Genomic DNA, 15132 nt, shown 5'->3' with positions numbered 1-15132 from the left:
TTCCAGTTAGCGGGTGCGAAGTGCTGCGAGCAGACCTTCGACCGGTTGAAAACGAACATCCAGTTCGGCGAGCAACACGCTCTGCATGTCCTTGCGAAACACCTCCAGCCAGCCGCGCGGCGTGGTCGCTGGGCTGTCCTGCGACACTCGCGTGTCGTCCGGTGTCTTGTGCCCGGCCTGACGCAAACGCTCGAAGTGTTCCCCGAGCAAGGCGGGCACGGCGGCCAACAGCGCCTGCTCGCGCGGGCTCAGCGCCAGTTCCATCACCGCATCCACTTCCGCCAGTCGTGCCATGTCGGCCGATGGGTGGGCGAGCCTGTCCCGCAAGCGGCCGCGCAGGCTGCCGGTGGCCGATTGCATCGAGCGCTGCAAGGCGAGGTAGCGCTGGCGAAAGGCCGTGTAGTCGGGCTCCTCCGCGTTCGCACCGCCTTCTTCCGCGGCCCCGCGCGGCCATTCGCGGTCGCTGGTGATGGCGTGGACCAACGAACCGCGCACACGGGCGCATTCGTTTTCCTCCGCGCTGTCGGCAGCAGGCACGTCGTTGCCCGTCGCCGGTGGCTTGCCGTCGAGCGCGGTGGACAGCGCAATGGCATGCGTCCAGTCGAGCCATTGGCTCAGCCGGTCCGATAGCGATTGCTTGGCTTGGGGAACGTCGACGTCCGTCAGGCTGGCGAGTAAGCGAATGAACGTCGGGCCGCGGATCGTCGCACGTTGAGGAGCTTGCACCATTGCTGCTGGCGTCAAAAAACGACCAGTTTACACGCAGTTGGGGTGGGGACTCCCGCCTGGGGTGTCCCTGGCGGGCCTGGCCGGGCGGTCCGTCGGGCCTCCGGGCGGTCGCTGGGCGATATCGAGGAGAAGCCGCGGCTGTCGCAACCCTGGGTTTCAAGCCACCGGCGCGTGCGGCGTGGAGCGGGATCCGTGGATTCGCGCGTGGACGCGCCGCGGATGGAAGCCAGCGCCAGGTCGCGCCGTTTCGAGTCCGGCGGCTTCGCTGGCCGCGCAGCCCACCGTCTTTGGATGGGGGCCGGTTTGTTTTGGACCTTCATCGAAGCCCGGGGCATACTGCCCGGACCAATTCGTTAGGGGTGGACAGTGTCTTCCGTCATTCCGCAGCCCGTCGTCGCCAAGCTTACGCGCGCCGCCATTTTTCTCGTGGTGACCTTGAAACCAGGGTCTCAGCCCGAAGAGGCGGTGCGCGGGCTTTGTGGCGACCTGTCCTCTTTTTTGCGCGCGGTGGGTTTCCGCGACCTTGAGGGTCGCCTGTCCTGCGTGATGGGCTTTGGTTCGGAGGCGTGGGATCGGCTTTTCGGTCAGCCGCGGCCCAGTGAGTTACACCCGTTTCGCGAAATCAAGGGACAGCACCACGCGGTTTCCACGCCGGGAGACATACTCTTCCACATCCGTGCTATGCACATGGACCTGTGCTTTGAGCTGGCGACCCACATCATGTCCCGCCTTGGCGATGCCGTTACGGTGGTGGATGAAGTGCATGGCTTCAAGTATTTCGACGAGCGCGATCTGCTCGGCTTTGTCGACGGCACCGAGAATCCGGTGGACCAGGACGCCATCGATGCCGCGATCATCGGCGACGAGGACCCCGGTTTTGCCGGCGGCAGCTACGTGATCACGCAGAAGTACCTGCATGACCTGAAGGCGTGGGATACCGTGCCCGTCGAGCAGCAGGAAAATATCGTCGGCAGAAAGAAACTGTCGGACATCGAGCTGACCGATGCCGCCAAGCCCAGCTACGCGCACAATGCGCTGACCACCATCGAAAAGGATGGCGAGCAGCTGGAAATCGTGCGCGACAACATGCCGTTCGGCGAGGTTGGCAAGGGCGAGTTCGGCACCTACTTCATCGGTTACGCGCGATCCCCTGAGCGGATCGAGCAGATGCTGACCAACATGTTCGTCGGTCGTCCGCCAGGCAACTACGACCGCCTGCTGGATTTCAGCAAGGCCGTGACGGGCACGCTGTTTTTCGTGCCCACCGCGACGTTCCTGGACAATGTTTCGGCAGAAGGCCCGGCCCCATCCACCAGTGGCGCGCCTGCCGGCGGTGAGGGCGTGGTGGCGGCGGTCGAATCCCCGCAGTCCCCATCGGATGGTTCGCTTGGCATTGGTTCGCTCAAAGGAGAACCCGTAAATGAATAATCTTCATCGGAAGCTCGCGCCCATCTCGGAACAGGCATGGGCGCAGATCGAGCAGGAAGCATCCAGGACCTTGAAGCGTCATCTCGCGGCGCGGCGAGTCGTGGATGTCGTAGGGCCGAAGGGGTTCGACTTTTCTGCCGTGGGTACCGGCCACCTGCAACAGATCGAGCCGCCGACCGAAGGCATCCAGGCCGCGCAACGCGAAGTGAAGGCCGTGGTGGAACTGCGCGTGCTGTTCGCCTTGTCGCGCGAGGCGATTGACTCGGTGGAGCGCGGCGCCAACGATCCCGACCTGCAACCGCTGAAGGACGCGGCACGCAAGCTCGCTTTCGCCGAGGATCGCGCTGTTTTCGAAGGCTACAAGGCCGCCGGCATACAAGGCATTCGCCAGGGCACCAGCAACGCCGCGATGACGCTGCCGTCCAATGTGGACAACTATCCGGCCGTGGTGGCAAAAGCGGTAAGCCAGCTGCGCGATGCGGGCGTCAATGGGCCCTATACGCTTTTGCTGGGCGAGCAACCGTTTACCGCCGTCAGCGGGGCCACCGACGAGGGCTACCCCGTACTCAAGGACATTCGGAACCTGGTGGACGGCGAGATCATCTGGGCGCCGGCCATCAAGGGCGGCGTGGTGCTCACCACGCGCGGTGGTGATTTCGAGTTGCATATCGGCCAGGACATTTCCATCGGCTACCTGAGCCACACCGACAGCGTCGTGCACCTGTATCTGCAGGAGACCTTCACGTTCCTGCAATTGACGGGCGAAGCGGCCGTGGTGCTCACGCCCAGCGACAAGTGAGCGCGCCGCGATAGCTCCACCGGAGATATCGCGCCTGGGGGCAATCGACTTCCGCATCCATCCAAAGAGGCCGCTATGCGGCCTCTTTTTGCGTCGGGGCAGTCTGCAGCGGATGCGTCATCGAAAGACGATGACGCGGCTCAGGCCGGCGGGCCGGCCAGGTATTCCTCGTCGGTCACCTTCTGCAACCATTCCACTGCCTTGCCATCCAGCGCCTCCTGAATCGCGATATGCGTCATCGCCGTGGTGGGGGTGGCGCCGTGCCAATGCTTGTGGCCCGGCGGGCACCAGATGATGTCGCCGGCATGGATTTCGACGATGGGGCCGCCCTCGCACTGCGTCCATCCCTTGCCGGCGGTGACGATCAGCGTCTGCCCCAGCGGATGCGTGTGCCAGGCGCTGCGTGCGCCAGGTTCGAAGGTGACGATGCCGCCGCCCACGCGCGACGTGCCGCCACGCTGGAACGGCATGTCGATGCGCACATGGCCGGTGAAGTAGTCGGCCGCTCCCTTGATGGACGGCAGCGAGCCGTTTCGGGTGAGTTCCATGGTGATTGCTCCAACGAATGACATGGGACGTGATAGGGCGATGGGTTCACTTGCCCGCGCGTGCGGCGAGGTGGGCCGGATAGCGGTCGCCTTGCACTTGGATATGGGCCAGCGCGTGTTCGATCTGGCGCAGCTCGTCCTGCTGCAGGTCGATCGACGCGGCGCCGAGGTTTTCCAGCAGGCGATGCCGTTTGGTAGTGCCCGGAATCGGCACGATCCACGGCTGCTGTGCCAGCAGCCAGGCCAGTGCGATCTGCGCGGGTGTCGCCTGCCTGGCAGCGGCGATCTTGCCGAGCAGCTCGACCAGCACCTGGTTGGCCTGGCGGGCTTCCGGGGTGAAGCGGGGCACGATGTTGCGGAAGTCGTCCTTGGCGAATGACGTGCTCGCGTCGATCTTGCCGGTGAGAAAGCCCTTGCCGAGCGGGCTGAACGGCACGAAGCCGATACCCAGTTCCTCACAGGTCGGCAGCACTTCCTGCTCGGGTTCACGCCACCACAGCGAATACTCGCTTTGCAGCGCCGCCACCGGTTGCACCGCATGCGCCCGGCGGATCGACTGCACGCCAGCTTCCGACAGACCGAAGTGCTTGACCTTGCCTTCGGCGATCAGCTGCTTGACGGTACCGGCCACGTCTTCCATCGGCACATCGGGATCGACGCGGTGCTGGTAGAACAGGTCGATGCGATCGGTCCTGAGGCGCTTGAGCGCGGCGTCGGCGACGGCGCGAATGCGTTCCGGGCGGCTGTCCATGCCGGTCTGCGAGTTGCCGTCCTTGAAGCCGAACTTGGTGGCGATCACCACCTGGTCGCGGATCGGGGCCAGCGCCTCGCCGACCAGTTCCTCATTGGTGAACGGGCCATAGGCCTCGGCCGTGTCGAAGAAGGTCACGCCCGCCTCGAACGCCTCGCGTATCAGCGTGATGGCTTCCTGCTTGCCCGGGCCGGGGCCGTATCCGAAGTTCAGGCCCATGCAGCCAAAGCCGAGGGCGGAAACCTTGAGGCCACTGTGGCCAAGCGTGCGCGTTTGCATGGGGTGCTCCTTGAGGGGATCGGGATCACACCAGTGTGCACGGGCGGCTTTGGTTTGATTAGACGCTGCAATACGAATGCTTTTATGATCAAAATTCATTAATGGGCCGGGCCTACGCATGCCCCGTGAGAACTACAACGACCTGCTCGCCTTCCTGACGGTGGCGCGCGAGCGGAGTTTCACTCGCGCCGCCGCGCAGCTGGGCGTTTCCCAATCCGCGCTCAGCCATACCATGCGGGGGCTGGAAGCCCGGCTTGGCCTGCGTCTGCTCACCCGGACCACGCGCAATGTCGTGCCCACCGAGGCCGGTGAGCGTCTCTTCAGGGAGCTGGCCCCCAACTTCGGGGATATCGATGCGGCCGTGGCGGGCCTGAGCGAGTTGCGCGACAAGCCCAGCGGCACCTTGCGCATCACCACCGGCGAGCACAGCGCCACCACCATCCTGTGGCCGGCGTTACGGAAGCTGTTGCCGGACTACCCGGACATCCACGTCGAGGTCATCACCGATGCTGCCCTGACCGACATCGTCGCCCAGCGCTTCGATGCGGGCATCCGCCTGGGCGAGCAGGTGGCCAAGGACATGGTGGCAGTGCCCATCGGGCCGCCGATGCGCATGGCCTGTGTCGGGGCGCCAAGTTATCTCGCCTCGCGTCCGCCGGTGCGAACGCCGCGCGACCTGACCGGGCACGACTGCATCAATATCCGCTTTCTCACCCACGGCGGACTTTACGCCTGGGAGTTCGAGCAGCACGGCCATGCGTTGAATGTCCGGGTGGAAGGGCGGCTGGCCTTCAACCACACCCGGCAGGTTCACACAGCGGCGCTCGATGGTTTTGGCCTGGCCTATCTGCCGGAGGACATGGTGCTGGCGGATATCGCCGCGGGCCGCCTTGAACGCTTGCTGGGCGACTGGTGTCCGCCGTTTCCCGGCTATCACCTCTACTACCCGAGCCGCCGCCAGCATTCGGCAGCATTTTCGCTGCTGGTGGAAGCCTTGCGCTATCGGTGAGGCCGTTGTGCCAGCACGAAAACGCAGGCATCAGCCATCGTCGGCCACGCGCAGCACCAGCTTGCCGGTGTGGCTGCCGTCGAACAGGCGGTTGAGCACCGCCGGGGCGTTCTCCAGGCCATCGACCACGGTTTCGCCGGCCTTGACCTTTCCGCTCACTACCCAGCCGACCAGGTCCCGCACGGCGCGCGCCTGGTCCGGGCAATCGAAGGCCAGGAAGCCGCGCACGGTGAGTCGCTTGACGATGATCACGCTGTAGTCGTCCGAGGCGCGTTCGCCACCGGCATAATTCGCGATGAGTCCGCACAGCGCGACACGACCGCCGTTGACCATGCGCGACAGCACCGCGCGCATCACCGGGCCACCCACGTTTTCGAAGTTCACGTGCACGCCCTCAGGCGTGGCTTCCGCGAGCTTCTGCTTGAAATCACTGGCCTTGTAATCGACGGCGGCATCGAAGCCCAGGTCGTCCACCAGATGACGGCATTTCTCGGGCCCGCCGGCGATACCGACCACGCGTGCGCCGCGCAGCTTGCCGATCTGGCCCGCGATGGAGCCCACCGAGCCGGCGGCGGCGGAGACCACCAAGGTTTCGCCCGCCTGCACCGGTGCGATATCGGTGAGGCCGTAATACGCGGTGATGCCGCTGAAGCCGCAAGCGCCGAGCAGCGTGGGCAGCGCCACCGGCGGCTTGGACGGCAATTTCACCCAATAGCCGATCTTGTTTTCGTCGAGCAGGGCGTAGTCCTGCCAGCCCACCAGACCTTGCACCAGGTCGCCCAAGGCGTAGTGCTTCGACTTGGACGCCACCACGCGACCTATGCCGAGACTGCGCATCACCTCGCCGATGGCCACGGGCGGCATGTACTGCGGGATATCGCTCATCCACACGCGATTGGTCGGGTCCATCGACAGATAGAGCACGCGCACCAGCGCCTGGCCATCGGCAAGTTCGGGCACGGGTTGCTCGTGTCGTTCGAAGTTGTCCTGGCGCACCAGTCCTTCGGGCCGGGTTTTCAGTCGCAGCTGGCGATTGATCAATGACATGGGTGGCCTCGTGGCGGAAGGGTCAGATGGCGCGGGCGCCGCCGTCGATCAACAGCTCGGCGGCGGTGACATAGCGGCTTTCATCGGAGGCGAGGTACAGCACCGCGTAGGCGACGTCGTCGGGTTCGCCCAGCCGCCTCAGGGGGACGCCGCGCAACAGCTTGCGCGTGGCTTCCTCTTCGCCGAGCGCTTCGTAAAACGGCGCGACGATGCCGGTGCGAATGAACGAGGGATGCACCGAATTGCAGCGCACGTCGATCTTCTGTCGCGCGCAATCCAGCGCCACCGACTTGCTCAGCATCGCCACGGCGGCCTTGGAGGTGTTGTAGGCGGTGTAATCCGGATCGACCTTGAAGGCCGCCAGCGAGGAGATGTTGATGATCGATGCCGGTTGCGCCGCCCGCAGGTGCGGCAGCGCATATTTGCAGCCGAGCATGACGCTATCCAGGTTGATGCCCATCACCCGGTGCCACTCTTTCAGCTTGATGTCTTCCACGCCGCCCAGCGAACCGATGCCGGCATTGTTGACCAGCACCGACAGTCCACCCAATGCGCTGGCGGCGGCATCCAGCACCTGTTTCCAGGTGTCTTCCTCGCGCACGTCCTGCGTAGCGGACCAGGCCACCTGCGCGCCGAGCTCGGCATTGATCTCATCGGCAAGCGCGGCGACGGGCGCGCCTTCCAGGTCGGTCAGGAATACCTTGGCGCCGTGTCGCGCCAGCATGCGTGCAGTGGCCGAGCCGAGGCCGCCGGCCGCACCGGTGATAAAGGCCCGTTTGCCAGCGGCGCGCAGAGGAGGGGTATAGGTCATGAAAGGGTCCTTGCGATCAGACGCAGAGATAGCCGCCATCGACATTCAGCACCGCACCCGTGGTGTAGGAGGCTGCGTCGGAAGCGAGATAGAGCGCGGCGCCGGCCATCTCCGAAGGCTGCGCCACGCGGCGCATGGGTACATGGGCGAGCGCCATCTTGAGGATGGCTGGCGTGTTGACCAGCACGGAGGCGAACTTGGTATCGGTGAGGCCCGGCAGCAGCGCGTTGCAGCGCACGCCCTGCTCGGCGCACTCCACCGCGAAAGCCTTGGTCATCGAGATCACCGCCGCCTTGGTGATGGAATAGATGCCTTGCTGCACGCCGGGCACCACGCCGTTGACCGAGGCCACGTTGACGATGGAGCCGCCGCCGTTCTTCGCCATCAGGCGTGCGCCGTGCGTGGACATGTAGAAGTAGCCGCGGATATTCACGTCCACGGTCTTCTGGAATATCGAGGGATCGGTGTCGAGGATATGGCCGAAGAACGGGTTGGTGGCCGCATTGTTGACCAGGATGTCCAGACGGCCATGCGTTTGTTCCACCTTGGCATGGAGCGCATCGATCTGCTGCAGTTCTCCGATATGGCAAGCGATGGCCTCGGCGGAGCCGCCGCTGGCGACGATCTCATCGACCACCGCCTGACAGTCGACCTGCTTGCGGCTGGAGACGATGACGTGTGCGCCATGCAAGGCAAGCAGCTTGGCGATTTCGGCGCCGATGCCACGACTGGCGCCGGTGACGATGGCGATCTTGCCGGTAAGGTCGAAGGTGATGGGGCTGGTCATGGGCAGGGCTCGTTAGTCGAGGGGTGAGTGAAAGTAGTTCATGGCGCTGCTGCCTCCCCAGCGTTGCCGGGGAGGAGGCGCGAAGCGGCATGGCTTCACCGCAGCGTCACCAGCCGGGCATCGCCGGCACGTTCCAGGTGCGGCCATGCGTTGTAGGTCACCAGCGTGGCACCGCGCGAGCCTAGTCGCAGCCGCGTCACGCCGGTGTTCACCAGGGGCCAGCTCAACTGGAAAGTCTCCGCTAGGGGTGTCTGCAGCAGCGCGCTGGCGATCACGGCGATCGGGCCGCCCGAGGTGAAGGCCCAGATCGTGCGTGCCGGGGAGTCGGCCAGCTGCTGCAGGGCGGCCAGCACGCCGGCGCGGAATGCCGGCCAGGGTTGGCGGTAGTCGGCATCGTGGGCGCCACTGACCCAGCGGGTGATGGCGTCGGCGAACAATCGCTGGAAGGCGCGATGCGGATCGGCGGCCTGCTTCAATTCCGCGCGCAGCGCAGCGGCGCCGGCGAGATCCGGCCGCAGGCGTGCAAGCAGTTCGTGGTGATCGACTTCATCCAGTCCGGGCAACACGATGGGCTGCAGCGACAGGTCCGCGGCTTCCAGGCACAGCCGGGCGGTATCGTGGTGACGTACCCGTGGGCCGATGGCGGCGCTATCCGGCGGTGATCCACAAGCGGCCAGCCACTCGCCAAGCATGCGCGATTGCTGTTCGCCGATGGGCGAGAGACGGTCGTAGTCCTCCGCGCTGAAGCTGGCCTGGCCGTGGCGGATCAACAGCAATTCGCGCATGGGCCTAGCCTGCGGCCGCGATCAGCCGGCGGCAACGCTTGCCCATATAGCGGGCGGCGTCGCCGAAGCCGGCGAACTGCGGGTTGGTGGTCTGGCCCAGCGCGAAGCGGCGATAGATCTGCTGGATGATCACCATCAGGCGGAATAGCCCGAACACTTCGTAGAAGCCGAATCCCGATACATCCAACCCGCTGCGTTCGCCGTAGTAGGCGATCACTTCGCGGCGCGTGAGCATGCCGGCCTCGTGCGTGGGCTGGCGGCGGAACGACTGGAACACCGGATCGTCATCGGCCTGCACCCAGTAGGCGAGCGAGCCGCCCAGGTCCATCAACGGGTCGCCGATGGTGGCCATCTCCCAGTCGAGCACGCCGATGATGTCGAGCGGGTTGTCCGGGGAAAGCACCACGTTGTCGAAGCGGTAATCGTTGTGGATCACGCAGCTGGCGTTGTCGTGGCCGGGTTGGTTGGCGTCGAGCCAGGCCAGCACGTCCTCGCACGGGTCGGAGCCCTCGGTGGCGGCCTGTCGCCAGCGCTCGCTCCAGCCGGCGACCTGCCGCGCGATATAGCCCTCGCCCTTGCCCAGCTCGTTCAAGCCGGGCTGGGTGATGTCGACCTGGTGCAGCTCGATCAGGCGGTCGATGAAGCCCAGGCACAGGCGATGCACGCCGTCGCGGTCCAGGCCCAGTGCCGGCGGCAGGTCGCGGCGCAGGATGGTGCCGTTGAGGCGCTCCATCACATAGAAATCCTGGCCGATCACGCTGGCGTCGTCGCAGCGGGCAAGGATGGCCGGCACGTAGGGATAACTGGGCTTGAGCGCGCCCATCACGCGCGCCTCGCGCAGCATGTCATGCGCGGATTTCGCCTTGGCGCCGCGCGGCGGACGGCGCAACACCAGTTCGCGGTTGGCGTAGGTGAGCAGGTAGGTGAGGTTGGAGGCGCCGCCGGGAAACTGTTTCAGCGTGGGTTCGCCTGCGAGGCCGGCGATGTGCTGCTTGAGATACGCATCGACGCGCGCCACGTCGAAGGCATCTTCCTCGCGCACCGCTCGTGCCTGATCCTGGATGACCGTCATGCCCGCGCCTCCCGTGCGAGTTGTGCCTTGGCTTCGAGTTTAGCCACCACCGCGCGATGGACTTCATCCGGGCCATCGGCCAGGCGCAGCACGCGCGCATAGGCAAACAGCTGCGCCAGCGGAAAGTCGTCGGTAAGACCGGCGCCGCCGTGGATCTGGATGGCCGCATCAGCCGCCTGCTGGGCCACCGCGGGCACCACCACCTTGATCTGCGAGATCAGGCTCAGCGCGGCCTTGTTGTCCTGCGTGTCCAGCGTCCACGCCGTCTTGAGCGTCAGCAGGCGCGCCTGCTCGATGGCCATGCGCAGGTTGGCCACGATGTCGGCATTGCCGCCCAGCTGCAGCAGCGGCTTGCCGAAGGCCACGCGGGACTGCGCGCGCTGGCATAGCAGCGACAGCGCGCGCTCGGCGGCGCCCAGGGCGCGCATGCAGTGATGCACGCGGCCGGGCCCAAGGCGGCCCTGGGCGATCTCGAAGCCGCGCCCCGGGCCCAGGATCACGTGGTCCAGCGGCAGCCGCACCTGCTGGAAGCTCATCTCGCCATGGCCGGAGGGTTCGTCGTAGTCGTGGAACACCGGCAGCATGCGTTCGATGCGCACGCCGGGCGCATCCAGCGGGCAGATCACCATGCTGTGCCGGCGATGCGGTTCGGCCTGCGGATCGCTCAGGCCCATGAAGATCACGAAGCGGCAGTGCGGATGGCCCAGTCCGGTGGTCCACCACTTGCGGCCATCGAGCACCACCTCGTTGCCGTCGACGCGGGCGGTGGCCTGCATGTTGGTGGCGTCGGAGGAGGCCACGTCCGGCTCGGTCATGGCGAAGCCGGAACGGATCTGGCCCTGCAGCAGCGGTGTCAGCCAGCGTTCGCGCTGCTGCGGCGAGCCGTAGCGATGCAGCACTTCCATGTTGCCGCTGTCCGGCGCGTTGCAGTTGAACACTTCGGGCGCGATGAACGAGTGGCCCATGATCTCGGCCAGCGGCGCGTAGTCGAGGTTGCTCAGGCCGGGGCCATCTTCCAGGTCGGGCAGGAACAGGTTCCACAGGCCGGCGGCGCGGGCCTTGGCCTTCAGCTGCTCCATCACCGGCGGCTGCCGCCATTGGCGGTGGTCGGCGCTACCGGCCAACTGCGACGCGTAGGTCGATTCGGCCGGGATCACTTCCTCGCGCATGAAGCGGTCGAGGCGTTCGGTGAGCGCCTGGGTGCGCTCGGAGGGGGTGAAGTCCATGGGGTTCTCCTGACTCCGCCGCAGCCTACGCCTGTGTCCTCTGATTAGTGAAATGAATATGCTTTATAGCTATACATAAGTCATATGAATGACTTTGCGCGACGCAGAGGGATGTTATGGAACGCGACAGCCGTATCGACCTCAACCTGTTCCGCGTGCTGGATGCGATCTACGCCCAGGGCGGGGTAAGCGCCGCCGCGCGCGTGCTGCACTTGACGCAGCCGGCGGTGACGCACGCACTGCAACGCCTGCGCGATCACCTGAACGACCCGCTGTTCGTGCGCCAGGGCAACCGCCTGGTGGCTACCGAGAAGGTGCGCGCGATGATGCCGGCGGTGCAGGCGCACCTGAAGGGGTTGCTGGCGAGTACGCATGCGCAGCCCCGGTTCGATGCGGCGCAGTTGCAGATGGCGTTTGCGATCGGCTTTCGCGACATTCTCGAATCGATCGCCTTGCCCACGCTGATGGCCGGCATCGAGCGGGAGGCGCCCGGGGTGCGGGTGGTGAGCCGCCGCGTGGCCGCCGACGAGGTGGAGCGCGAGCTGGGCACGGGCACGCTGGATCTGGCCGTGGATCGGCCGCTGCGCGCAGGTCCGCGCGTCGTGCACCGGCACCTGGTGGACGACACGCTGCTGGTGGTGATGCGCCGCGAGCACCCGCTGGCGGCCCAACTACGCCGCGCCGACTACCTGGCCGCACAGCATGTCACCGTCTCGCCGCTGGGCGAGGCGAGCGCGCTGGACCTGCTGCTGGGCCAGAACGGCATGTTTCGCGAGGTGCGCCTGGTCTGCCAGCACTATTTCTCGGCCTGCCAGATCGCCGCGGCCAGCGACCTGCTGTTGACTGTGCCGCGGGCCTACGCCAGTCATCTCGCCAGCCTGCTGCCGATCGCGGCGCAGCCGTTGCCGATTCCGTTGAAGGCCTTTCCCATCCTGGCCTACTGGCACGAGTCGAAGGACCAGGACCCGGCCCACCAGTGGTTTCGCGAGCGCGTGGCCGCGTCGATCACCGGGGCCATGGCGCCTTCGCAACATTGACTTGCCCCGACCCGGCGACGGGCGCACGATGACGTCATCCCGTGACGCCATGGCCATGCGTCACGCGGCACATACGCAGGAAGAACCTGGCAAACCTTTGCCGGGCCACCCATGACGAGGTGTCTTGCATGTCGGATCCGTCGCCATCGCCCGAGGTCGTGTACGACCCCACCGACCCCATGCTGCGCAAGGAACAGATGTTCCCCAAGCTCAGTCCGGCGATGGTGCAGCGCATCGCCGCCTATGGGCAGGAAGAGTTCGTGCCCGCCGGCACGATGCTGTTCCAGCGCGGCCAGCGCGGCGCGGATTTTTTCCTGGTGCTGCAAGGCGTGATCGAAGTCTTCGAACTGGACAAGGAAGGCCAGCCGAATGTGTTCACCATCCATGGGGCACGGCAGTTCAGCGGCGAGATGAACCTGTTCAACCAGCGCAGCGTGCTGGCCTCCGGGCGGGCGGCCTGCGACAGCCGGGTCGTGCGCGTGCGCCAGGACGACTTCCGGCGCATGGTGGCCGCCGAGGCGGATATCAGCGAAATCATCATGCGGGCCTTCATCCTGCGCCGGGTCGGCCTGATCCGGCAGGGCTATGGCGGCGTGGTGCTGTTGGGGCCGGGGCATAGCGCCGACACGCTGCGACTGGAGCGTTTCCTGGTGCGCAACGGCTATCCGCACCGGTTGCTCGATACGGAGGCCGATCCGGATGCGAGCGGCCTCGTGTCTTCCTTCCAGCTCCAGCGCGAGCAATTGCCGGTGGTGATCTGTCCGGAGCGTTGTTTCCTGCAGAACCCGAGCAATGCCGAGTTGGCCGATGAACTGGGGCTTGCCGAAACCATCGACCCGCAACACATCTACGACGTGGTGGTGGTGGGCGCCGGCCCGGCCGGCCTGGCGGCGGCCGTCTATGCGGCATCCGAGGGGCTCTCCACCATCGTGGTGGAAGGCATGGCCCCCGGCGGACAGGCCGGCACCTCGTCGAAGATCGAGAATTACCTGGGCTTTCCCACCGGCATCTCGGGGCAGGCGCTGGCCGGGCGCGCGCAGGCGCAGGCGCAGAAATTCGGTGCGCGGCTGGCGATTTCGCGCCAGGCCGCCGGCGTCGATTGTTCCGAGCAGCCGTTTCGCCTGCAGCTCGATGACGAACAGGTGGTCAGGGCACGCGTGGTCGTCGTCGCCACCGGTGCGCGCTATCGCAAGCTCGATGTGCCCGGCTATGCGCGCTTCGAAGGCGCCGGCATCCACTACGCCGCCACCGCGATGGAGGGCCAGCTGTGCGCGAACGAGGAAGTCGTGGTGGTGGGCGGCGGCAACTCGGCCGGACAGGCGGCGGTATTCCTGTCGCACCTGGCATTGCACGTCCATGTGCTGGTACGCGCCGATGGCCTGGCCGCCACCATGTCCGATTACCTGGTGCAGCGTATCGCGCAGTCCGCCAAGATCAGCCTGCACACGCGCAGCGAGATCGTGCGGCTGGAAGGCGAGGAACGCCTGCAGCAGATCACCTGGCGTCATCGCGATACCGGCGAGCCGACCGTCTGTCACGCCGGCAACATGTTCGTGATGATCGGCGCCGAACCCAATACGGACTGGTTGAAGGATTGCCTGGAACTGGACCCCAAGGGTTTCGTGCTCACCGGGCGCTGTCCCAAGGGGCATCTGCTGGAATCTCCCTACGCCACCACCAAGCCGGGCATCTTCGCCGTGGGCGATGTCCGCGCCGGCTCGGTCAAGCGCGTGGCGTCCAGCGTCGGCGAAGGTTCGGTGGTGATCCAGGCGGTGCATCGCTATCTGCATCCGGAAGCCAGCTGACCCGTCGCCGCTTCGCTTTACACTGTCGGCCTTTCGTCCGTGGATGCCGTCATGTCATGTTCGCCCCGTCGCTGCCTGAGTGAGGCCATGCCGCATGGCTGAAGTACGCCAGGCACTGGCGCACGGCGCACGCACGCTTGGCGATCGCCTGGAGGCGGAACTGCTGCTCGTGCATGTCCTGGGCAAGCCGCGCAGCTGGCTGATCGCGCATGCCGACGATGTGCTGGATGACGCGCAAGCCGCTGCCTTCGATGCGCTGGTGCAGCGTCGTCATCGCGGTGAACCGGTGGCCTATATCACCGGCCATCGCGGCTTCTGGTCGCTGGAACTGGAAGTGACGCCGGCGACGTTGATTCCACGTCCGGAAACCGAGCTGCTGGTCGAACTGGCGTTGGAGCGTTTGTCGGCCACGGGGCGGGTAGCCGACCTGGGCACCGGCAGCGGCGCCATCGCGCTGGCCATCGCGCGCGAGCGTCCACAGGCGCGCGTCATGGCCACCGACGCGAGCCTCGACGCGCTCGCCGTGGCGCAGCGCAACGCCGCTCGCCTGGGGCTCGCGCACGTCCGCTTCATGCACGGTGACTGGTTCGCACCCTTGGCTGGCGAGCGCTTCGATATGATCGTTTCCAACCCGCCGTACATCGAAGCGGACGACCCGCACCTGGCACAGGGCGATCTGCGCTTCGAGCCGGCCAGCGCCCTGGCTTCCGGGCCTGATGGCCTTGACGACATCAGGCGCATCGTGCAGGGCGCGCGCGCGCACCTGGAGCCCGGCGGCTGGCTGATGATGGAGCACGGCTGGAACCAGGGAGCCGCCGTGCGGGCCGTGCTGTCGGCCGCCGGCTATCGCGATGTGTTTACCGCGCAGGATCTGGAACAGCGCGATCGCGTCAGCGGAGCGAACTGGCCCGGTCCCTAGGGACGTTCTGAACGGCACCGACGCCACCGCTTGCGGGAGCGTGGCCGCCTCAGCGTAAACTGGCATCGACTCGTGAGAAGTCGGTGCCCGGTCTTGGGCG

At 66.1% G+C, this 15132-nt stretch carries 15 protein-coding genes; 6 read left to right on the top strand and 9 right to left on the bottom strand.

Going from position 1 to position 15132, the window contains the following annotated elements; all coding sequences use genetic code 11:
* Window positions 1-6: 6 nt before the first annotated feature.
* Window positions 7-729, bottom strand: a complete 723-nt coding sequence (locus tag MJ606_RS02215) for a DUF3348 domain-containing protein (protein ID WP_243047780.1) — start codon at window positions 727-729, stop codon at window positions 7-9.
* A gap of 366 nt (window positions 730-1095) precedes the next feature.
* Here MJ606_RS02215 and MJ606_RS02210 point away from each other — a divergent pair, with 366 nt between their 5' ends.
* Both MJ606_RS02210 and MJ606_RS02205 read left to right on the top strand, forming a co-directional pair.
* Window positions 1096-2157 (top strand): Dyp-type peroxidase, encoded by a 1062-nt coding sequence (locus tag MJ606_RS02210; protein ID WP_243047779.1) that lies wholly within the window; start codon window positions 1096-1098, stop codon window positions 2155-2157.
* Window positions 2150-2956 carry a family 1 encapsulin nanocompartment shell protein gene (locus MJ606_RS02205; RefSeq protein WP_243047778.1) on the top strand — a complete coding sequence of 269 codons (807 nt, stop codon included), beginning with the start codon at window positions 2150-2152 and terminating at the stop codon, window positions 2954-2956. Before MJ606_RS02210 ends, MJ606_RS02205 begins: the two co-directional genes overlap by 8 nt.
* A 140-nt stretch (window positions 2957-3096) precedes the next feature.
* Here the strand turns inward: MJ606_RS02205 and MJ606_RS02200 are convergent, their stop codons facing one another.
* Complete coding sequence (locus MJ606_RS02200; protein WP_243047777.1) at window positions 3097-3504, bottom strand: cupin domain-containing protein; 408 nt, start codon at window positions 3502-3504, stop codon at window positions 3097-3099.
* Between the two features lie 46 nt (window positions 3505-3550).
* Window positions 3551-4534: an aldo/keto reductase gene (locus tag MJ606_RS02195; protein WP_243047776.1), complete on the bottom strand. Its 984-nt coding sequence runs from the start codon at window positions 4532-4534 to the stop codon at window positions 3551-3553.
* 118 nt (window positions 4535-4652) lie between these two features.
* Between MJ606_RS02195 and MJ606_RS02190 the strand changes: the two genes are divergently transcribed.
* The gene (locus tag MJ606_RS02190; protein WP_243047775.1) at window positions 4653-5543 is read left to right on the top strand and encodes a LysR family transcriptional regulator; all 891 of its coding nucleotides are present in this window, start codon (window positions 4653-4655) and stop codon (window positions 5541-5543) included.
* A gap of 30 nt (window positions 5544-5573) precedes the next feature.
* On the opposite strand, the gene MJ606_RS02185 is transcribed toward MJ606_RS02190, so the two are convergent.
* The 6 genes from MJ606_RS02185 to MJ606_RS02160 all read right to left on the bottom strand — a co-directional run bounded on the left by MJ606_RS02185 (window position 5574) and on the right by MJ606_RS02160 (window position 11271).
* On the bottom strand, window positions 5574-6590 hold the full coding sequence (locus MJ606_RS02185; RefSeq protein ID WP_243047774.1) for an NADP-dependent oxidoreductase: 1017 nt from the start codon (window positions 6588-6590) through the stop codon (window positions 5574-5576).
* Between the two features lie 22 nt (window positions 6591-6612).
* Entirely contained in the window at window positions 6613-7401 is a 789-nt protein-coding gene (locus MJ606_RS02180; RefSeq protein WP_243047773.1) for an SDR family oxidoreductase, read from the bottom strand.
* Window positions 7402-7417: 16 nt separating this feature from the next.
* Window positions 7418-8188: an SDR family oxidoreductase gene (locus MJ606_RS02175; RefSeq protein WP_243047772.1), complete on the bottom strand. Its 771-nt coding sequence runs from the start codon at window positions 8186-8188 to the stop codon at window positions 7418-7420.
* 95 nt (window positions 8189-8283) lie between these two features.
* The gene (locus MJ606_RS02170) at window positions 8284-8973 is read right to left on the bottom strand and encodes a histidine phosphatase family protein (RefSeq protein ID WP_243047771.1); all 690 of its coding nucleotides are present in this window, start codon (window positions 8971-8973) and stop codon (window positions 8284-8286) included.
* Window positions 8974-8977: 4 nt separating this feature from the next.
* Window positions 8978-10045, bottom strand: a complete 1068-nt coding sequence (locus MJ606_RS02165) for a phosphotransferase family protein (protein ID WP_243047770.1) — start codon at window positions 10043-10045, stop codon at window positions 8978-8980.
* Window positions 10042-11271: an acyl-CoA dehydrogenase family protein gene (locus MJ606_RS02160; RefSeq protein WP_243047769.1), complete on the bottom strand. Its 1230-nt coding sequence runs from the start codon at window positions 11269-11271 to the stop codon at window positions 10042-10044. The genes MJ606_RS02165 and MJ606_RS02160 overlap by 4 nt, the downstream gene beginning before the upstream one ends.
* Before the next feature lie 116 nt (window positions 11272-11387).
* Between MJ606_RS02160 and MJ606_RS02155 the strand changes: the two genes are divergently transcribed.
* The 3 genes from MJ606_RS02155 to prmC all read left to right on the top strand — a co-directional run bounded on the left by MJ606_RS02155 (window position 11388) and on the right by prmC (window position 15032).
* Window positions 11388-12308, top strand: coding sequence for a LysR family transcriptional regulator (locus MJ606_RS02155; RefSeq protein ID WP_243047768.1), 921 nt, complete (start codon window positions 11388-11390; stop codon window positions 12306-12308).
* A 128-nt stretch (window positions 12309-12436) separates the two neighbouring features.
* Entirely contained in the window at window positions 12437-14113 is a 1677-nt protein-coding gene (locus MJ606_RS02150) for a cyclic nucleotide-binding domain-containing thioredoxin-disulfide reductase (RefSeq protein ID WP_243047767.1), read from the top strand.
* Between the two features lie 94 nt (window positions 14114-14207).
* Window positions 14208-15032 (top strand): peptide chain release factor N(5)-glutamine methyltransferase, encoded by an 825-nt coding sequence (gene prmC, locus MJ606_RS02145; RefSeq protein ID WP_243047766.1) that lies wholly within the window; start codon window positions 14208-14210, stop codon window positions 15030-15032.
* The last annotated feature ends 100 nt before the right edge of the window (window positions 15033-15132 follow it).

It is taken from the genome of Dyella sp. RRB7 (genome assembly GCF_022761115.1).
Taxonomy (GTDB): Bacteria; Pseudomonadota; Gammaproteobacteria; order Xanthomonadales; family Rhodanobacteraceae; genus Dyella.
Note: the sequence above shows the minus strand (reverse complement) of the source record. Positions and strands in the feature narration are given on the sequence as shown.